The 18,974-nt window shown below is 69.3% G+C and carries 17 protein-coding genes, 1 pseudogene and 1 riboswitch; of the genes and pseudogenes, 9 read left to right on the top strand and 9 right to left on the bottom strand.

What is annotated here, in order from left to right; all coding sequences use genetic code 11:
* Positions 1-26 precede the first annotated feature (26 nt).
* Complete coding sequence (locus ACZ6DT_RS16940) at positions 27-965, bottom strand: threonine ammonia-lyase (protein ID WP_465595349.1); 939 nt, start codon at positions 963-965, stop codon at positions 27-29.
* A 149-nt stretch (positions 966-1,114) separates the two neighbouring features.
* Here ACZ6DT_RS16940 and ACZ6DT_RS16935 point away from each other — a divergent pair, with 149 nt between their 5' ends.
* On the top strand, positions 1,115-1,837 hold the full coding sequence (locus ACZ6DT_RS16935) for a hypothetical protein (RefSeq protein ID WP_465595346.1): 723 nt from the start codon (positions 1,115-1,117) through the stop codon (positions 1,835-1,837).
* 76 nt (positions 1,838-1,913) lie between these two features.
* On the opposite strand, the gene thiE is transcribed toward ACZ6DT_RS16935, so the two are convergent.
* Positions 1,914-2,579 (bottom strand): thiamine phosphate synthase, encoded by a 666-nt coding sequence (gene thiE / locus ACZ6DT_RS16930; protein ID WP_465595343.1) that lies wholly within the window; start codon positions 2,577-2,579, stop codon positions 1,914-1,916.
* Positions 2,580-2,609: 30 nt separating this feature from the next.
* Positions 2,610-2,717: riboswitch (TPP riboswitch) on the top strand.
* 11 nt (positions 2,718-2,728) lie between these two features.
* On the opposite strand from thiE, the gene thiO reads away from it, so the two are divergent.
* From thiO to ACZ6DT_RS16910, 4 genes are all read left to right on the top strand, one after another.
* Positions 2,729-3,802 carry a glycine oxidase ThiO gene (thiO, locus tag ACZ6DT_RS16925; protein WP_465595340.1) on the top strand — a complete coding sequence of 358 codons (1,074 nt, stop codon included), beginning with the start codon at positions 2,729-2,731 and terminating at the stop codon, positions 3,800-3,802.
* Complete coding sequence (thiS, locus tag ACZ6DT_RS16920) at positions 3,802-4,002, top strand: sulfur carrier protein ThiS (protein ID WP_465595337.1); 201 nt, start codon at positions 3,802-3,804, stop codon at positions 4,000-4,002. Before thiO ends, thiS begins: the two co-directional genes overlap by 1 nt.
* 1 nt (position 4,003) lies before the next feature.
* On the top strand, positions 4,004-4,762 hold the full coding sequence (gene thiG / locus ACZ6DT_RS16915) for a thiazole synthase (RefSeq protein WP_465595334.1): 759 nt from the start codon (positions 4,004-4,006) through the stop codon (positions 4,760-4,762).
* Positions 4,763-4,872: 110 nt separating this feature from the next.
* Positions 4,873-5,307: a MarR family winged helix-turn-helix transcriptional regulator gene (locus tag ACZ6DT_RS16910; protein ID WP_465595331.1), complete on the top strand. Its 435-nt coding sequence runs from the start codon at positions 4,873-4,875 to the stop codon at positions 5,305-5,307.
* Here ACZ6DT_RS16910 and ACZ6DT_RS16905 read toward each other — a convergent pair.
* Together ACZ6DT_RS16905 and thiD (ACZ6DT_RS16900) are read right to left on the bottom strand one after the other, a co-directional pair.
* Positions 5,285-5,488 (bottom strand): annotated as a pseudogene (locus tag ACZ6DT_RS16905) (ion transporter); the annotation flags it as partial. The gene ACZ6DT_RS16910 and the pseudogene ACZ6DT_RS16905 sit on opposite strands and share 23 nt — an antisense overlap.
* A gap of 33 nt (positions 5,489-5,521) precedes the next feature.
* Complete coding sequence (gene thiD, locus ACZ6DT_RS16900; RefSeq protein WP_465595328.1) at positions 5,522-6,352, bottom strand: bifunctional hydroxymethylpyrimidine kinase/phosphomethylpyrimidine kinase; 831 nt, start codon at positions 6,350-6,352, stop codon at positions 5,522-5,524.
* Between the two features lie 222 nt (positions 6,353-6,574).
* On the opposite strand from thiD (ACZ6DT_RS16900), the gene ACZ6DT_RS16895 reads away from it, so the two are divergent.
* Positions 6,575-8,092: an alkaline phosphatase family protein gene (locus ACZ6DT_RS16895; protein ID WP_465595325.1), complete on the top strand. Its 1,518-nt coding sequence runs from the start codon at positions 6,575-6,577 to the stop codon at positions 8,090-8,092.
* A gap of 63 nt (positions 8,093-8,155) precedes the next feature.
* Here the strand turns inward: ACZ6DT_RS16895 and thiD (ACZ6DT_RS16890) are convergent, their stop codons facing one another.
* Complete coding sequence (gene thiD / locus ACZ6DT_RS16890; protein ID WP_465595322.1) at positions 8,156-8,977, bottom strand: bifunctional hydroxymethylpyrimidine kinase/phosphomethylpyrimidine kinase; 822 nt, start codon at positions 8,975-8,977, stop codon at positions 8,156-8,158.
* Positions 8,974-10,617 (bottom strand): phosphomethylpyrimidine synthase ThiC, encoded by a 1,644-nt coding sequence (gene thiC, locus ACZ6DT_RS16885; RefSeq protein ID WP_465595319.1) that lies wholly within the window; start codon positions 10,615-10,617, stop codon positions 8,974-8,976. Before thiC ends, thiD (ACZ6DT_RS16890) begins: the two co-directional genes overlap by 4 nt.
* Positions 10,618-10,970: 353 nt before the next feature.
* Here thiC and ACZ6DT_RS16880 point away from each other — a divergent pair, with 353 nt between their 5' ends.
* Entirely contained in the window at positions 10,971-13,139 is a 2,169-nt protein-coding gene (locus ACZ6DT_RS16880; protein WP_465595316.1) for a glycoside hydrolase family 15 protein, read from the top strand.
* An 88-nt stretch (positions 13,140-13,227) separates the two neighbouring features.
* Here the strand turns inward: ACZ6DT_RS16880 and ACZ6DT_RS16875 are convergent, their stop codons facing one another.
* Complete coding sequence (locus ACZ6DT_RS16875) at positions 13,228-13,800, bottom strand: peptide deformylase (protein ID WP_465595313.1); 573 nt, start codon at positions 13,798-13,800, stop codon at positions 13,228-13,230.
* Between the two features lie 158 nt (positions 13,801-13,958).
* Here ACZ6DT_RS16875 and ACZ6DT_RS16870 point away from each other — a divergent pair, with 158 nt between their 5' ends.
* Together ACZ6DT_RS16870 and ACZ6DT_RS16865 are read left to right on the top strand one after the other, a co-directional pair.
* Positions 13,959-14,270, top strand: coding sequence for a DUF3263 domain-containing protein (locus ACZ6DT_RS16870; protein ID WP_465595310.1), 312 nt, complete (start codon positions 13,959-13,961; stop codon positions 14,268-14,270).
* The gene (locus tag ACZ6DT_RS16865; RefSeq protein WP_465595307.1) at positions 14,267-14,926 is read left to right on the top strand and encodes a LytR C-terminal domain-containing protein; all 660 of its coding nucleotides are present in this window, start codon (positions 14,267-14,269) and stop codon (positions 14,924-14,926) included. Before ACZ6DT_RS16870 ends, ACZ6DT_RS16865 begins: the two co-directional genes overlap by 4 nt.
* A 51-nt stretch (positions 14,927-14,977) precedes the next feature.
* Here the strand turns inward: ACZ6DT_RS16865 and ACZ6DT_RS16860 are convergent, their stop codons facing one another.
* Positions 14,978-17,257, bottom strand: a complete 2,280-nt coding sequence (locus tag ACZ6DT_RS16860) for an AAA family ATPase (protein ID WP_465595304.1) — start codon at positions 17,255-17,257, stop codon at positions 14,978-14,980.
* 740 nt (positions 17,258-17,997) lie between these two features.
* Positions 17,998-18,972, bottom strand: coding sequence for a CDP-diacylglycerol--serine O-phosphatidyltransferase (gene pssA, locus ACZ6DT_RS16855; protein WP_465595301.1), 975 nt, complete (start codon positions 18,970-18,972; stop codon positions 17,998-18,000).
* Between the last annotated feature and the right edge of the window lie 2 nt (positions 18,973-18,974).

Genomic DNA, 18,974 nt, shown 5'->3' with positions numbered 1-18,974 from the left:
GCGAGTTACGGCGGCGGTCACGCGAGTTACGCCAGCAGGCCGGCCAGGGTCGCCGGGTCCAGGTTGCCGCCCGAAACGACCGAAACGACCTTCCCCGGCGGTAGCGCGTCTCGGTGGGAGAGGAACGCCGCGGTCGCGGTGGCGCCGCTCGGCTCGGCGATCAGGCGGGCGCGATGCGCCAGCGTCCGGACGGCCTCCCGGATCTCCTCCTCGGAAACGGTGACGACGTCGTCGAGCACCGACTGGAGGTGGGCGAAGGTCAGGTCCGACGGCTGGGCACGCAGGCCGTCGGCGCTGGTCCGCGCCCGCAGGTCCATCGGCCACTCGATCCGCCTGCCCGCGCGGAAGCCCTCGGCGGTGTCGGCCGCCAGCTCCGGCTCGACGCCGATGACCTTCGCGCCGGGAAGCAGTTCCTTGATCGCCGTGCCGACGCCCGAGGCCAGCCCGCCACCGCTGAGCGGGACGAGCACGACGACGGCGTCCGGCAGGTCCTCGGCGATCTCCAGGCCGACGGTGCCCTGTCCGGCGATGACGTCCCGGTGGTCGAACGGCGGGATCATGGTGAGTCCCCGTTCTTCGGCGACGGCGAGCGCGGAGGACTCCTGAGCGTCGATGGGGACTTCGATGACTTCGGCGCCGAGCGCCTTGGTGGCTTCGATCTTGGCGCGCGGCGCGACGTCCGGAATGAGGATCACCGCGTGGATTCCGAATCGCTTCGCCGAGTAGGCGACCGCTTGCGCGTGGTTGCCGCTGGAGAACGCGACGACGCCGCGGGCGCGCTGGTCTTCGTTCAACGCGGCGATCGCATTGTACGCCCCGCGCACCTTGAAAGCGCCGATCGGCTGAAGGCTTTCCGGTTTGAGCCACAACGGCGCCCACACTTGTTCCAGTAACGGTGTGCGCACCGCGACGCCTTTGACGCGGCTCGCCGCGTCGCGGATATCCTCGATCGATACCAGGTCCATACGGCCGATTATGTCAAGGAGTCGTGAACCATGGATAGTCCTCTTTGGACAGACGGCGTGGCGCTCCTCACGTGTGGACAACGAAGGGAGCATCTCGTACGCCTTACTCGTTAGGACCGGTGAGGACCGACTAGCTACAGAACGGGATCATGACCAAGGAGACATCCGAGAAGGACACCGAGAAAACCGAAAAGACGGAAAAGCAGGGGCGGATCGTCCAGGTGCTGGCGGCCGCGATGGCCGCGATCACCGCCGCGCTGCTGGGGTCCACGCTCGGCGTGGCCGGAACGGTGGCGGGCGCCGGGTTGGCGAGTGTCATCACGACGGTCGGCGGCGAGCTGTACCTGCGTTCGCTTCAGCGGACGAAGGACGCGGCGCTGAAGGCGCGAGTGGTGCTGACCGTGCCGGGACGCCGCCGGGTGCTCGACCCCGACGAGCAGGAAACCGTCCGGTTGAAACCCTCCGACGACGCAGGGGAATCGTCCGGGCGGAAGTTCAAGCCGCGCTGGGCGGTGATCGCCGGGATCAGCGCGGTGGCGTTCGCGGTGGCGCTCGTCGCGATCACCGGCTTCGAGGGGGCGACCGGCAAGACCTTCGGCGGCGGCACCGGGACGACCATAGGGAAGATCATCGGCGGCGGCCAGGCGCAAGAACGCCAGGACAAGCACGACACCCCGCCTGCGACGTCGCCTTCGGAAACGCCGGACAAGCAGCCCGAGACGACGCCGACGACCACGTCGACGCCGACGACGATGCCGACGGCTCCCACGACCACGCAGGCGCCTCCGACGACGCCGTCCACGACGCCTTCGACTTCGCAGGCACCCCCGAGGACCCCCTCGGCCCCCGCTTCCGGCACCCCGGCGCCCTGACATCTCCCGCATTTCGTCCTCTGAATGCGGTAGTTCGCACTACGAACGACCGCATCCAGAGGACGAAACGCGTGGGTCAGGCGAGGGCCGAGCGAAGCGTGCGAGCGGCCGCTTCGGGGTCTTCGGCCTCGGTGATCGCCCGGACGACGACGATCCGCGACGCGCCCGCGTCCAGCACCTCGGGTAGCCGGCCGACGTCGATCCCGCCGATCGCGAACCACGGCCGCGACGTCCCCAGGCCCGCGGTGGTGCGCACCAGGTCGAGTCCCGGGGCGGACCGGCCGGGCTTCGTCGGGGTCGGCCAGCAGGGGCCGGTGCAGAAGTAATCCACGCCGGGCTCACCGGCCGCGGCCTCGGCCTGTTCGGCCGAATGGGTGGACCGGCCGATCGCCACGTCGTCGCCGAGGACCCGGCGGGCGAGCGACACCGGGATGTCGTCCTGGCCGAGATGCAGCACGTGCGCGCCGACGGCGAGCGCGACATCCGCGCGGTCGTTCACCGCCAGCAGCTTGTCGTGCTTCTCGCATGCCTCCGCCAGCACTTCCAGCGCGGCGATCTCGTGTTTCGCCTCGATCGGGGCACCGCCGGTCTTGTCCCTCAGCTGGATGATGTCGACCCCGCCGGCCAACGCCGCGTCGGCGAATTCGGCGAGATCGCCGCGGCCGGACCGGGCGTCGGTGCAGAGGTACAGGCGGGCGTCCGCGAGCCGGGCGCGGATCAGCGAACCAGACAGGGTGGGCATGGCGGCGACGGTACCCGCGCGCTACGGTGGGGTGGTCCGCACGGGAGCCCGAGGACGGGCTGAGAGGGAGCCGAGGCCGCTCCGACCGTGGAACCTGATCCGGGTCATGCCGGCGCAGGGAGCGTGCGCTTTATGATCGACACAGCCACATGAAGGAACTGTCCGTTGTCGGCGGCGGGGTCATCGGCCTCTCGGTCGCTTGGCGCGCGTCCGCGCGCGGCCATCGCGTCACCGTGTACGACCCCGACCCGGGGCGCGGCGCGTCGTGGCTCGCGGGCGGCATGCTCGCGCCGGTCACCGAGGCCTGGCCCGGTGAGGAGGACGTCCTCACCCTCGGCGAAGCGTCGCTGCGGCGCTGGCCCGATTTCGCCCGAGACCTGGCCGAAGAGGGCGTCGACCCGGGGCTTTCACGGCACGGCACACTCGTCGTCGCGCTGGACAGTGCCGACGCGGGCAACCTCGAGATGCTGGCCGCGTACCTCACCGAACTCGGCCGCGAGGTCGAGCAGCTGACCGGCCGCGAGGCCCGCCGTGCCGAACCCGGTCTCGCCGGGTCCGTCCGAAGTGGACTGCTGGTGCCCGGCGATCTGGCCGTGGACAATAGAAGGCTGTTGCAGGCGCTCGAACACGCCTGCGGTGGGCACGGGGTCGAGTTCCGCCGCGAGACGGTCACGGATCTCGAAACCCTCGAAGGTGACGTCGTGCTCGCCGCGGGCGCCTGGACCGGACGCCTGCACCCCGCGCTGACCGGCGCCGTCCGCCCGCTGAAGGGCGAGATCCTCCGCCTGCGGCCGCGGCGGGGCTGCCTGCCGCCACCGAAGAGGACCGTCCGCGCGATGGTCGAGGGCCGCCCGATCTACCTCGTCCCGCGCGACGACGGCCGGCTCGTGCTCGGCGCGACCCAGTACGAGGCGGGTTTCGACGAGACCGTCACCGTCCGGGGTGTTCGTGAGCTGCTCGAAGGCGCGGAGCGCGTATTCCCGGGCATCACCGAGTACGAACTCGTCGAGACCGCCGCCGGGCTTCGCGCGGCGAGCGTCGACACGATGCCCTTCATCGGTGAGCTGGGCGAAGGCGTCTTCGCCGCGACAGGTCACCATCGCAACGGTCTCCTGATGGCCCCGGTCACCGCGGACGCCGTGGTCGCCTGGCTGGACGGCGGGCCGTTGCCGGACGAGGTCGCGGCGGCAGCGCCGTCGCGGCGAAGCGAGGAGCGGGTGTGATGGAGATCCAGGTCAACGGCCACTGGCGCGAATTCCCCGACGGGACCACCGTCGAAGGCGTACTGGAGGCACTGGGAACGGCGACGAAAGGTGTCGCGGTCGCGGTGGACGGCGTGGTCGTCCGGCGCGGCGAATGGCAGGAAGCGGTGGTGCGCAAGGGCGCCAGCGTCGACATCCTCACCGCTGTGCAAGGAGGCTGACATGAATGGCGACGACTTCGTCATCGGCGAGCACAAGCTTTCGTCGCGGCTGATCATCGGCACCGGCGGCGCGTCGAACCTCGCCGTCCTGGAACGCGCGCTCGTGGCGTCCGGTACGGAACTGACCACCGTCGCGATGCGCAAAGCCGACGCCGAAGGCGGCTCCGGCGTCCTCGAACTGCTTCGGCGGCTGGGCATCCGGCTGCTGCCCAACACCGCCGGGTGCCGGACGGCCGCCGAAGCGGTCCTCACCGCCCAGCTCGCCCGCGAAGCGCTCGAAACCGACCTCATCAAGTTGGAGGTCCACGCCGACGACCGCACGCTGCTGCCGGACCCGTTCGAGACCGTCGAAGCGGCCGAACAGCTCTCCGCGGACGGTTTCACCGTGCTGGCGTACACCAACGACGACCCGGTGCTGGCGCTGCGGCTGGAGGAGGCGGGCTGCGCGGCCGTGATGCCGCTCGGCGCGCCCATCGGCACCGGTCTCGGTATCCGGAACCCGCACAACATCGAGCTGATCGTGTCGCGCGCGGGTGTCCCGGTGATCCTCGACGCCGGTATCGGCACGGCTTCCGACGCGACGCTGGCGATGGAGCTCGGCTGCGACGCCGTCCTGCTTTCCACCGCCGTGACCAGGGCCGCGGACCCGGAACGGATGGCGTCGGCGATGCGGGCCGCGGTCACCGCCGGACGACTCGCCGCCGGCGCGGGACGGATTCCCCAGCGGTTCTGGGCGCACGCTTCGAGCCCGCCTCGATAACCCTTTTGTACGGTTCACGGCCTTGACAGCGAGTGCACTCCGGTTGCCCGTATGGTTGACGGCACTTTCCGGCAGGCGCCCCCGCCGCCGTGTACCCAGAGGAGTCAGTGGTGACCACGACAGCGGTCCAGGACGTTTCAGGCAGGTTGTTCCTGGCGGTCGGCCGGTTGTCCCGGTCACTGCGCCAGGCAGGTGTGCCCGGACCCGGCCACGGCGCGATCTCGGCGCTCGCCACGCTCGTGCACTACGGCCAGCTCCGCCTGGGTGATCTCGCGGCGAAGGAAGGCGTCGCCGCGGCCACCATGTCGAGGATCGTCGCTTCGCTGGTCGAAGCGGGCTACGTCAGCCGTGAATCGGACCCGATCGACAGGCGCGCCTGGCTCGCGGAGGCCACCGAAGAGGGCGAGAGGCTGGTTTCCGGGGTCCGGTCGACTCGGGTGAACGAGCTGGGCAAACGCCTCGAACGGCTGACCCCGGAGCATCAGGCGGCCCTGGCGGCGGCTCTTCCGGCGCTTGAGGCGCTCATCGCGGACGAAGAGCGCTGAGTTTCGCGACTTCGGCGCGAAGGGCGCGGAGCTCCTCCTCCATCCCGCTGACCACGACGGCGATGGGCGCTTCCTTCATGACCTCCTTGGCGATGTCCGGCCGAGCCTCGCCGCTCATCACCTGGAACAGCGTGAACAGCGAAATGCCGAGGTCGCCGGAGTTCTCCGCGCGGCAGAGCCCCGTACTCCGCGCGGATCGTAACCGGACGGGTGCTCAATGCTCCGGCGCAAGCCGCCAGAACGCGGAGACGGGGCCGACCTTCGCGCCCATGGGGTAGGCGTTTTCGACCGCGTGTGAAACGAACCACTTGCCGTAGCGGGCGGCCTCCTCGACGGACATCCCCTTCGCGAGACCGGCCGTCAGCGCCGACGCCATGGTGTCCCCGGCGCCGTGCGTGTGCTGCGTCGCGAACCGCTCGCCCGGCAATTCGACGAAGGTGGAGCCGTCGAAGAGCACGTCGACGCATTCCGGGTCGGAGACGAGGTGACCGCTCTTCACGAGCACGTACTTCGGCCCGAGCCGGTGCAGGACGACGGCCGCCTGGTGCATTTGTTCGCGGGTGGTCACGGTCATCCCGGTCAGCAGGCGGACCTCGTCGAGGTTCGGCGTGAGGACGGTCGCGCGCGGCAGGAGTTCGTCCCGCAGCGCGACCAGCCCGGCCTCGTCGAACAGCGGATGACCGTGCATCGACGCCGCGACCGGGTCGACCACGAACGGCACTTTGCCGTCGCGGCCGATCTCGGCCTTGTCACACGCCGCGGCGACGGCGTGGATGATCTCGGCCGAGGCGAGCATGCCGGTCTTGGCCGCGTTGACGCCCATGTCGGCCGCGACGGCCTCGATCTGGCCGGCGACGATGCTCGCCGGGATGTCGGTGCGGTCGTGCACGCCGAGGGTGTTCTGGACGGTCACGGCGGTGACCGCGACCAAACCGTGCACGCCACAGGTGAGGAACGTGCGCAGGTCCGCCTGAAGGCCGGCGGCACCCCCGGAATCGGACCCCGCGATGGTCAGCGCCGACGGCGGGCTCGGGTTCTCGCTCATGAGTCCATTTTCCACGGGCGACCTCAGAGGGTCAGGACGAGCTTCCCGGTCACCCTGCCACCTTCGCGACGGGATCCTCGACTCGCGTAAGAAGTACGACTCGCGGGTGACGGAGCCCGTCGGGTGAAGTCCTTCGCGGGGGCACACGGACTTCATCGGGAAGACAGTTCGGCGCATTAACTTGACGAACAATTGGTTCGAATAAGTTATCTGGAGGCTTTCGTGCGCAGAACGCTTTCCCTCCTGTCGGCACTGGTTGCCGTCGCCGGATTGACCTCCGGCACGGCCGCCGCCGCGGCCAAGACGCCGAAGGTGCTGGTCATCGGCCTGGACGGGGCCCGGTTCGACAAGCTGATGGCCGCCGACACCCCGAACGTCCACGCGCTCGTGGAGCGCGGCTACGCCTCGCGCAGTTCGCTGTACGGCGGCGGGATGGCGCCGACGGTCAGCGGTCCCGGCTGGTCCACGATCCTCACCGGCGTCTGGCCGGACAAGCACAAGGTGAAGGACAACTCCTTCACCGGCAACGACCTCGCCTCGCAACCGAGCTGGCTCGCCCGCGCCGAAACCGCGAACCCGGCGCTCGACACCTACGCGGCCGTCGACTGGACGCCGATCAGTGACCGGATCCTGCGTACCGGCCAGGACCGCAAGTTCGTCCGGAACGGCGACAGCGACGGCTACGAGAAGACCGACGAGCAGGTCGCCGTCGACGCGGAGAAACACCTCAAGCAGGACAAGGCCGACGCGTCGTTCGTCTACTTCGGACAGACGGACATCGCGGGCCACGACCACGGCGCGGACTCTCCGCAGTACGAAGCCAGTCTGCGCACCGATGACGCGCTGATCGGACGCCTGCTCGCCGCCGTCGACGCGCGCGCGAACCGCGCGGGCGAGGACTGGCTGATCATGATCTCCGCCGACCACGGCCATACGCCGTCGGGCGGGCACGGCGGCGACACCCCCGAAGAACGGATGACGTTCGTGATCGCCGCCGGTGGCGCGGTCCCGGCCGGAACCCCCGCCGTGGCACCGAAGATCGTCGACATCGCGCCCACCGTGTTGCGGCACCTCGGCATCGCGGCCCCGGCGAGCTACGACGGTTACGCGCTCGGCGCCGCGCCTTCGGACGTCTTCGACACGGCCGTGTTGAAGGCGCGGCAGGACGAGACCGGTGTCCCGGCGGGAGTCCTCGGCTGGACGCACTACGCGCCCGGCGGCTGGACCGTGCGCAACGATTCCGGCATGCCCGCCGGGGTGACGGAGTGGCAGGGCTGGTCCTTCACCACCGATGACTTCTGGACCCGCACCGCTCCCGGTCAGCAGCGCGAGGCGAACGCGCGGGCGCGGGGCGTCTTCGCGGTCGCGGACCCGGACGAGTGGGACGACAAGGGATCACCCTCTTCGCGCGGCACCTTCGATTCTTCCCTGGTCTCGCCTTCGCTCGACGTCGCTGGAAAGTCCACAGTGGACGTCTCGTTCGTCTCGCACTACCGGCAGGACGGGACGCAGCGGGGTGCGCTGACGGCGTCGTTCGACGGTGGGCCGGAGCAGAACGTGCTGGCCTACGGGCCGGAATCCGGTACGGCGAACAAGGGTGGCGACGTGCTTTCGGTGCCGACCTCGGCTTCGGTCAAGGTGCCCGCCGGGTCTCGGTCGGTGAAGCTGACCTGGCGCCTCTACGCGGCGGGCAACAACTGGTACTGGGCCGTGGACGCTCCTCGCCTCACGATCCGGTAACGCGTGCAATGAAAGGACCGTTCCTTGCGAAATTTGCCAGGAACGGTCCTTTCCTAGCGCGTGTCAGGGGCCGGCGAGCCGCCAGAAGGGTGAAACCGGCCCCACCCCGGCCCCCAGCGGATACGACTCCGCCACGCACCGCTCGATGAACCGCTTCCCCTCGGCGACGGCGGTCGGCACGTCCGTCCCCTTCGCCAGCGAAGACGTGATCGCCGAAGCCATCGTGTCCCCGCCGCCGTGCGTGTTCCGGGTGTCGAAGCGAGGCCCGCTCAGCTCCACCCAGGATTCGCCGTCGGACAACAGGTCCACGCAGTCCTGAGCCGCGTCGAGATGCCCGCCCTTCACCAGCACCCACTCGGACCCGAACTCCAGCAACGCCTCCGCCGCTTCTCGCTGGCTCGCGGGTCCGGTCACGGAAACGCCGGTCAGCAGCCGCACCTCGTCCAGGTTCGGCGTGATCAGCGTGGCACGCGGGAAGAGCTCGGTGCGGATCGCCTCCAGCGCCTCCTCGCGCAGCAACGCGTGCCCGGTCATCGAAGCGGCGACCGGGTCGACGACGAACGGCGTCCCCGTCCGCCGTCCGATGTGGACTTCATCGAGTGTCTTCGCGACGGCGTTGATGATCTCGGCCGTCGCGAGCATCCCGGTCTTCGCCGCGTCGACGCCCATGTCCGTGGCGACGGCTTTGATCTGCCCGGTGACGACGTCGACCGGGATCTCACTGAAGCCCTGCACGCCCAGCGAGTTCTGCACGGTGACCGCGGTGAGCGCGACCATCCCGTGCACCCCGTTGGCGAAGAAGGTGCGCAGGTCGGCCTGGATGCCCGCACCACCACCGGAATCCGATCCGGCGATGGTGAGGGCGGTCCTGGGTGTGGCTGTCACTGATTGACCACCGGCAGGTACACCTTGTTGCCCTGCTCGGCGAACTCGTTCGACTTCTCCTCCATGCCGGCTTCGATCGCTTCCACAGTGGACAGTCCGTGTTCCTCGGCGTACTTGCGGACGTCCTGGGTGATGCGCATCGAGCAGAACTTCGGCCCGCACATCGAGCAGAAGTGCGCCGTCTTCGCCGGTTCCGCGGGCAGCGTCTCGTCGTGGTACGCGCGGGCGGTGTCCGGGTCCAGCGACAGGTTGAACTGGTCGTTCCAGCGGAATTCGAAGCGGGCCTTGGAAAGCTCGTCGTCCCACTCCTGCGCGTACTGGTGACCCTTGGCGAGGTCGGCGGCGTGCGCGGCGATCTTGTAGGTGATGACGCCGGTCTTGACGTCGTCGCGGTTCGGCAGGCCGAGGTGCTCCTTCGGCGTGACGTAACAGAGCATCGCCGTGCCGTACCAGCCGATCTGCGCCGCGCCGATGGCCGAGGTGATGTGGTCGTAGGCCGGCGCGATGTCGGTCGCGAGCGGGCCGAGGGTGTAGAACGGCGCCTCGCCGGTCAGCTTCTCCTCGAGTTCGACGTTCTCCTTGATCTTGTGCATCGGCACGTGGCCGGGGCCCTCGATCATCACCTGGACGTCGTGTTCGCGGGCGATGTGCGTGAGCTCGCCCAGCGTCTCCAGTTCGGCGAACTGCGCGCGGTCGTTGGCGTCGGCGATCGAGCCGGGCCGCAGACCGTCACCGAGCGAGAACGTGACGTCGTACTCGCGCAGGATCTCGCAGAGTTCGGCGAAATTCGTGTACAGGAAGGATTCCTTGTGGTGCGCGAGGCACCAGGCCGCCATGATCGAGCCACCGCGCGAGACGATGCCGGTGACGCGGCGCGCGGTCAGCGGGATGTACCGCAGCAGCACCCCGGCGTGCACGGTGACGTAGTCGACGCCCTGCTCGCACTGCTCGATGATGGTGTCGCGGTAGACCTCCCACGACAGCTTTTCCGGCTCCCCGTTCACCTTTTCCAGCGCCTGGTAGATCGGCACGGTGCCGACCGGCACCGGCGAGTTGCGGATGATCCACTCGCGTGTCTCGTGAATCCGCTTGCCGGTGGAGAGGTCCATGATCGTGTCGGCGCCCCAGCGGGTGGCCCACACCATCTTGTCGACCTCTTCCTCGACGGAGGACCAGACGGCCGAGTTGCCCATGTTGGCGTTGATCTTCACCAGGAATTTCTTGCCGATGATCATCGGCTCGGTCTCCGGGTGCTTGCGGTTGGCGGGGATCACCGCGCGGCCGCGCGCGACCTCGTCCCGCACGAATTCCGGCGAGCAGCGCTCGCGGGCCGCGACGTACTCCATCTCGCGGGTGATGACGCCCTGTTTCGCCCAGCCGAGCTGGGTGTTGTGCTCACGACCGTCGGCCCAGCCGGCGCGCAGCCGATGGAGTCCACTGTGGACATCGATCTGCGCGTCGTCGTCGGTGTACGGGCCGGAGGTGTCGTAAACGTCGAAATGCTCGCCGTTCGAAAGGTCGATCCGCCGCGCGGGGACGCGGAGACCGGATTCCGTCCGGTGGTAGATCTTGTGGGAACCGGTGATCGGCCCGGTGGTCACGGTCGGCGTGATGCCCTGGGCATTCTCAAGCGTCGTCAACGACGTTCACTCCCTACGCCGGCATTACCCGGTCAGGTTCATGCGGTCGGCGGCGCCGGGTCCCCTAGAAAGACTCCAGCCGCCCTCTCAGCCCGCCATGGCGCGAGCTCCCGCGATTGTTTGGTTGTCCCCCGACCATGCCACGCCGGGGCTCGGACAATCAACCCTTCAAGGCGACGGTCACTGGAGAAGCCGTGAGGCGACGAGGAGCGGGGTGACGGCCGAACAGCACGGCGATTTCCGGGCCGACATGTCGACAGCGTTAGCGGTTCACCGGTTTGGAGCATGTGCTCGCAGGGGATTCACGACAGAATCCCGGGGGTTCTGCACCGTTACAGAAGTCTGGGGTGGATATGCGAAAACTCATGCTCCCGGCACTGACAGGCGTGCTGATCGCGGGGCTGGTCCCGGCGGTCGCCGCGGCACAGGGCGGTGAGGCGCCAGGCGCGCCCGGCGCCCATCCGAGCTGGCTCCCGGCGGACAAGACCGGGTTCGGCACCGCCCGCGAACGTGCGAGCAACGTCTGGTTCACGCTTCAAGGTGGCCGCCTCTCCGAGGTCTACTACCCGGATCTGTCCACGCCGAGCGTCCGCGCGCTCGACCTCGTCGTCACCGACGGAACGAGCTTCGCCACCGTCGATTCCTCGGCCAAGGCGCAGCGGGTGCGGCGCACCGACGGCCTCACCTACGAGCAGACCATCACCGACGACCAGCGGCGCTGGAAGCTCCGCAAGACCTACGTCACCGATCCGGCGCGCACGAGTGTGCTGATCGACGTCGACTTCGTTTCGCTGACCGGCCGCCCGTACCAGGTGTACGCGGTCGCGGATCCCGATCTCACGAACGAAGGATCCGACGACTCCGCTCGCTCCGATCGGGTGAACGCGGTCGCGTCCGACGCGAAGACCGCGGCCGCGCTGACCGCGGAACCGGCGTTCTCGCGCACTTCCGTGGGGTACGCGGGTTCCTCCGACGGCATCACGCAGCTGATGAAATCCTTCACCCTCAAGGATTACGCGACCGCGGCCAAGGGCAACGTGCTGATCACCGGGCTGACGTCCGCCGACGGTGTCCGCTCGCGGGACTTCACGCTTTCACTCGGCATGGCCGCGAAGGACTCCGATGCGCTTTCCACCGCGAAAGCCTCGCTACGGCGCGGATTCGCCGAAGCCGCCCGCGCGTACGACCGCGGCTGGAAGCAGTACCTCCGCCAGGTGAAGGACGCGCCGTCGTCGCTCAAGACCAAGCAGGAGCGGGACCTCTATCAGGCATCCGTGCTCATGCTCGCGGCGAGCGAGGACAAGATCCACCAGGGGGCGCTCATCGCGTCGCCGAGTATGCCGTGGCGGTTCGGGAACAACGACCCGGAATGGTCACCGTCGGGCACCTATCACCTGGTCTGGCCGCGCGACCTCTACCAGATCGCGACCGGGCTGCTCGCCGCAGGCGACCGCGACGCCGCCAACCGGTCGATCGACTACATGTTCGGGACGCAGCAACTGCCGGACGGGCATCTGCCGCAGAACAGCCATGTCGACGGCACGCCGTACTGGACGTCCATCCAGCTCGACGAGACCGCGCTGCCGATCGTGCTCGCCCAGCAGCTCGGCCGCACCGACGCCAAGACCTGGCGGGGTGTGCGCAAGGCGGCGGAATTCCTGTTGTCCTACAAGGCGGACAACGGGCACGCGTCGCCGTACAGCCAGCAGGAACGCTGGGAAGAGCAGGACGGCTACTCGCCTTCGACGATCGCCGCGGTGATCGCCGGGCTGGTCTGCGCGGCCGACATCGCCAAGGCGAACGGCGCCGCCGCCGACGCGAAGCGCTACCTCGACACCGCCGACGCCTTCAAGGCGAAGCTCGCCCAGTGGACGGTGACCACGAACGGCCCGCTGTCGAAGGACCCGTACTTCGTCCGGCTGACCAAGGACGGCAACGCGAACAACGGCACGAAGTACAACCTCGGCAATTCCAGCGTGACCATGGACCAGCGTGCCGTGACCGACGCCGGTTTCCTCGAACTGGTGAGGCTGGGCATCTACCGTGCCGACGATCCGGTGATCAGTAACAGCGTCAAGGTCACCGACGCCGACATCGCCTTCACCACCCCGACGGGTCAGTTCTGGCATCGATACACGAAGGATGGCTACGGCGAGAAGGCCGACGGGTCACCGTGGGACTACACGTTCCCGGCGGAAAGCCGAACCACTTTCGGGCGACTGTGGCCGCTGCTCGCGGGTGAACGTGGTGAGTACGACCTCGCCGCGGGTGACCGGGGTACGGCCGCGAAGCGCCTTCGCGACCTGGGGCGCGTCAGCAGCTCCGGGGACACGATGCCGGAGCAGGTCTGGGACGAGAACGCGCCTTCGGGACAGCCCGGCTTCCCGGCGGGAACCCCGACCGCGTCCGCGACTCCGCTGGCCTGGACGCACGCCCAGTACCTGCGGCTCGCGTGGTCGGTGCAGGCCGGGAAGGTGATCGAACAGCCGCGGGTGGTGCGGTGCCATTTCCTGGGGTGCTGACCCGCCGGTAAGTGCAATGAACGGTCCGTTCCTTGCAAAATTTGCAAGGAACGGACCGTTCATTGCACGCGGGGTGGGTGCGAGAGGGTCAGTCGCCGGTCGATTCGGGCTGGGCCTCCGGCAGCCACGAGTTGCCCGGAACGCCCCATTTGTTCGACTTGAGCATCTTCTTCGCCGCGCGAGCGTGTCGCCCGACCAGCCGGTCGAGGTAGATGAAGCCGTTCAGGTGATCGGTCTCGTGCTGCAGGCAGCGCGCGAAGTAACCGGTGCCTTCGACCTCGATCGGATTACCGTCGACGTCGAAACCGGTGGCCTTCGCCCACGAGGCGCGTCCGGTCGGGTACGACTCGCCGGGCGCCGACAGGCAGCCTTCCCAGTCGTCGTCCGGATCCGGCATCGTCTCCGGGATCTCCGAGGTCTCGAGCTTCGGGTTCACCACGACGCCCTTGTGGCGCGTGCCCTCGTCGTCGGGGCAGTCGTAGACGAACACGCGCAGGTCGAGGCCGATCTGGTTGGCCGCGAGGCCCACCCCTTCGGCGGCGTACATGGTCTCGAACATGTCGTCGACGAGGATGCGCAGCTTGTCGTCGAACTCGGTGATCTCCCGAGTCGGGTTGTGCAGCACTGGCTCGCCGGCGATCACGATGGGATGGACGGTCACGCGCGCAGTTTAGTCGGACCCTTCTGGTACACCCTTACCCGTGACGCGCCGACGTCGTTATCGAAGCCGGGCGCCGGATCCGTGGTCTAATGGCGCCGCGGAATGACAAGCCTGTGGTTTCACGCCCGCCGAGTACTGACCTGATTGCGAGGAGTCGGATGGACGCCGCGGAGTCGATGGCCGAGCCCGACCAGCCGTCCCCGTCGGAGACCGTGAACGGCCTCAGCGAGCGCGAGTTCGACATGCTCGCGTTCGAACGTCAGTGGTGGAAATACGCCGGCGCGAAGGAACAGGCGATCCGCGAACGCTTCTCTATGTCGTCGACGCGCTACTACCAGTTGCTGAACCGGCTGCTCGAGAAGACCGAGGCCATGCAGGCCGACCCGATGTTGGTGAAGCGCCTGCGAAAGACGCGAGCGGCCAGGCAGCGCAATCGCGCGGCCCGGCGACTGGGGATCGATCTCTCATGAGTCTGTTTTCGGGGCTGTCCCGGCCGATGAAGGCCGCCGGACTGGCCTTGGTCGGTGTCGCCGTGATCGCCGCCGTGATCGGCGGCGTCACCCTGATCGGTGGCGGCGGTGACTCGGACACCGCCACGCCACCCGGCACCACGCCCACGACCTCGGACGGCGCGACCCCGCCCTCGTCCCCGGCGCCGGGTTCGCCTTCGGCCAGCACGCCGCCCGCCTCCTCGGCGCCGCCGTCGAGCGCGCCCGCGAGCTCCGCCCCGCCGGCGAGCCAGCCAGGACAGCCCGGTCAGCCGGGTCAACCCGGTCCGGGTCAGCCTGGTCCTGGCCAGCCCGGTGGCGATCAGCAGGCGTCGCACAAGTGGGTGACGGTGCGCGTCTACAACAACAGCACCATCCAGGGCCTCGGCGAGCAGGCCGCGAAGGACTTCCGCGCCTCCGGCTGGAACGTCTCCGAGGTCAAGGGCTACCCGGGCAGGCTCCCCGAGACCGTGGCCTACTACCGGCCGGGCACCGACGAGGAGGCGGCCGCGAAGGCGCTGGCGCTGGAATTCGGTTTCCGAGCCGAGCCGAGGTTCGAGGAGATCCAGAACGTCGGCCCCGGCGTGATCGTCATCGTCACCAAGGACTACAAGGCCAACGACAAGGACGGCTCCTAGCAGGTACGGGAAAGGGCCTCTTCCGCGCGAGGAAGAGGCCCTTTATCGTACTCAGCCCTGGTTCCGCGCGTACGCCTCCAGCGCGGCGAGCTGGGCCGGGTCGAGCGACGGTCGCACGGCCTGCGCCGCCGTCGTCAGATGCGCGGCGGTGACCTCCTTGGCCTCCAGCGACTCACGCATCGCGGTCAGCGCGGCTTCCCTGATCAGCGCCGCGCAGTCCGCCGCCGAGTAACCGTCCAAAGTGGCCGCATACGCCGCTAGGTCCACATCGGACGCGAGCGGCGTGTTCTTGGCGCTGGCGGCCAGGATCGCCTCACGCGCGTGCGCGTCCGGCGGCGGGACGTAGACGCGGCGTTCCAGCCGTCCCGGCCGCAGCAGGGCAGGGTCGACCAGCTCCGGCCGGTTCGTCGCACCGAGGACGACGACTTCGCGCATCGGCTCGACACCGTCCAATTCGGTCAGCAGGGCCGCGACGACCCGGTCCGACACGCCGGAGTCCGAAGACTGGCCGCGGCGCGGGGCGAGCGCGTCGATCTCGTCGAGGAAGATCAGCGACGGCGCGGCCTCGGCGGCGCGGCGGAAGAGCTCCCGCACCGCACGCTCGGACTCACCGACCCATTTGTCCATCAGTTCGGCGCCCTTGACCGCGAAGACGTTCAGCGCGCCGGTGCCCGCGAGCGCGCGGACCAGGAACGTCTTGCCGCCGCCCGGCGGTCCGTACAGGAGCACGCCGCGCGGCGGATCGACACCGAGGCGGGCGAACGAGTCCGGATAGCGCAACGGCCACAGCACCGCCTCGGTGAGCGACTGCTTGACGTCGGTCATATTGCCGACGTCGTCGAGCGTCAGCCCGCCGGTGGCCAGATTGTCCGAAGTGGACATCGAAATGGGGCGGACGGTGGTCAGCGCGTCGAGCAGGTCCTGCTGGGCGATCCGCGGCTCGTCGGCTTCACGCTGGCGCAGCGCGGCGCGGAGGGCGGCGTCGCGGCGGAGCGCGATGAGGTCCGCGGCCACGAAACCGGGCGTCCGCTCGGCGATCGGGCCGACGTCGACGCCGGACTCCAGCGGGGCTTCGCGCAGGAGCACGCGCAGCAGTTCCGTGCGGGTCTTCGCGTCCGGGAGCGGCAGGCCGAGTTCGCGGTCGAGCAGGTCCGCGGCGCGCAGCCTGGGATCGGTGGACTCGGCCCGCCCGGTGGTGGCGATGACGGCGAAACCCTTGTTACGCAAGGCTTTGCGCAGGTCGTCGAGGACGACCGTCGCGAGCGGCGGCGGCTGGGACGCGGGCAGCAGCACGTCGATGTCGGTGATCAGCAGGACGGCGGGTTCTTCGTCGCGGGTGGCCTGTTCGATCGCCTCACGCAACCGCGCGGCGGCCACGTTCGGATCGAGAACGGCGATGTTCGGCGCCGCGAGCGACACCACCCGCACCTTCTCGGCCTGTGCCACGGCGCGGACCAGCGTCGCCTTCCCGACGCCTTCCGGCCCGGACAACAGGACCCCGAGATGCGCCGACGTCCCGAGTTTCGCCAGCAGTTCCGGCCGGTGGAAGGCCAGGTCGAACCATTCGGCGAGCTTGCGGGCGGCCGATTCGGAGCCGGCGAGGTCCGACAGGGGAGGCACGGACTCGTCGGCCACTTCGTCGACCAGCTCGTCTTCGATGACCTCGGCGTCGATGAAGTCCTCGTGTGGCGTGGAGGGCGTGCTGCGCACCAGCGTCGTCCCGGCACGGGCGGGGGCGGCCGCGGGTGCGGCCTCGCCGGTGCGGGCGCCGTCGCGCCAGCTGACCACGGTGGACGGTCCGACGGCGACCGGTCCCGACGGCTCGGTGGCGGTGACGGTGAGCAGTTCGTTCGTCCACGTCATGCCGATGGCGCGGGAAAGCTGGCCGCGGACGGCGGAGACGTCGGAGCCCGGCGCGGGCGCGAGGTCCTGGGGGAGCAGGGAAACGGCGTCGCCGACGGTCAGGACCTTGCCGATCAGGGCGAGCCTCAGGGTGTGCGGGGAAAGCGAAACGCTCGCCATCCTCGAACCCGACACGGTGACCGTCTTCGCGGCCGACACCTCCGCCGGCGCGACGACCACTTCCGCTCCCTCGGTCACGCCGAGGTTCGACATCGTGACGTCGTCGAGGAGGATCACCCCCGGGATCCCCTCCGCGTCCGACGGAGCGGCCAGCGCCGAGCTGACGCGGGCGCCGGTGACGCGGACGGCGTCCCAGGCCATCAGGCCGAGCGCGTCGAGGACTTCGGGGTGCAGCCGGACGACGCCGCGGCGGGAATCCAGGGCGGACGGGGTGTGCCGGACGGTCAGCGTGATCTGGGGTGCGCTCACCCCGTCACCCTATCCAGCCTCGCGCCGCCCAGCCGTCGCCGCGCGCTGATCGAGCCTCACGACGGCGTTCGCCTGAGTACATGAAGGCCCCCTTCCTCGCGCTAAGGGGCCTTCACAGTCGCATAGCCGCTGGTCGGTGTCGCTCTTGGTGATGCGAACTGGACATCGTCGACTACCCGAAGGGGGGCAGATGACAGGGGTCTTGAGTGGCGGTCCGGCTTACTCGAGGGATGAGTCAAGACCCTGAATGTCCACAAAGGACGTTACCCGACAGTTGGATGTCCGTTTGATGTGCATATGTACGGTTTTCGGCGGGGGGGGGGGGGGGGGGGGGGGGGGGGGGGGGGGGGGGGGGGGGGGGGGGGGGGGCCGACCGCCCAACCCCCCCCCCCCCCCCCCCCCCCCCCCCCCCCCCCCCGCCCGAAGCGCCTAAATCGGACACCGTCACTCTGGAATCGTCCCTTGTGGACGGTCGAGGAGGGTGTCGGACCCTTATGACGAGCCCGCCTCTGTCGCTCCATCACCCATTTGACCAGCGGTTATGCGACTTTCCCCTTCCTCGCGTCAGACGCAAGGAAGGGGCCTTCATGTACTCGACTCCCGAGTTATCCACAGGCTCACCCACTTGTGGACAACCCCGGCTGCCCGACCCCCGTTTCCCTGGTCCCGTCGGTAGGCACCGATACGCTGGGCGCGGGGCCGTCCCCCGGGGATGGGCGGGGGGCTGGGGGTGGCGCGGGTCAGCGTTTCCGGAGGCCGATCCGGCGCCACGAGCGGCGTCGCGGGCCTCGGCCGTTGTCGCGGTCCTTGTCGGTGCTGATGGTGCGCGGAGCGCGGGGGACGTGCTGGTCGCCCCGGTGCCGGACGCGCTGAGCGGCACCGGCCACCACGCGCCGAAGCGGCGGGCGCAGGCCCAGGCGCCGGCGGCTCGAAGAGCGCCGGATCGCGCGCCGTTCCCTCGGCGGCGCCATCCACGCCTCCGGATGTTTCGCCAGCCAGCGGTGCCTGTACACCGAGTACGGGATGTGCGCCAGGTACAGGATCAGCGCGATCGCCAGCGCCACCAGCGGGAACTGGATGATCGCGGCGGCCAGCAGGCCCACCCCGACCAGCAGCGGCGCGATCGCCTTCGGCGGCGCCTTCACCGTCTTCAGCGAAAGCGTCGGGATCCGGCTGATCAGCAGCACGGCCACGGCGATCGTCCACACCCACACCAGGTACTGGTGCGACCACCAGCCCTGCCCGAACTGCAGCTCCAGGATCAGCGGCAGCATCGCCAGCAGGCCACCGGCGGGCGCGGGCACACCGACGAAGAACTCGCCCGCGTACGGCGGCTGCTCGGTGTCCTCGATCAGCGTGTTGAACCGCGCCAGCCGCAGGATCATGCAGACCGCGAAGATCAGCGACGCCACCCAGCCGATCCGCTCGCCCTCGGCGTGCCAGACGTACAGCACCAGCGCGGGAGCGACACCGAACGAGATGCCGTCGGACAGCGAGTCGAGCTCCTGGCCCATCTTCGACGTCGCGTCCAGCAGCCGCGCGATCCGGCCGTCGAGACTGTCGAGCACCGCGGCGATCCCGATCGACGCGATCGCCATCGGGTAGTTGCCGATCAGCGCGAACTGCACCGACGACAGACCGGCGCACAGGGCGAGCACCGTGATGGCGTTCGGCAACAGCCGGACGCCGGGAGTTGTCGTGGTCACGCGGACCATGG

It is taken from the genome of Amycolatopsis sp. NPDC041971 (assembly GCF_055588925.1).
The sequence above is the reverse complement of the archived record's forward strand: the minus strand, read 5'-3'. Positions and strand labels throughout refer to the sequence as shown.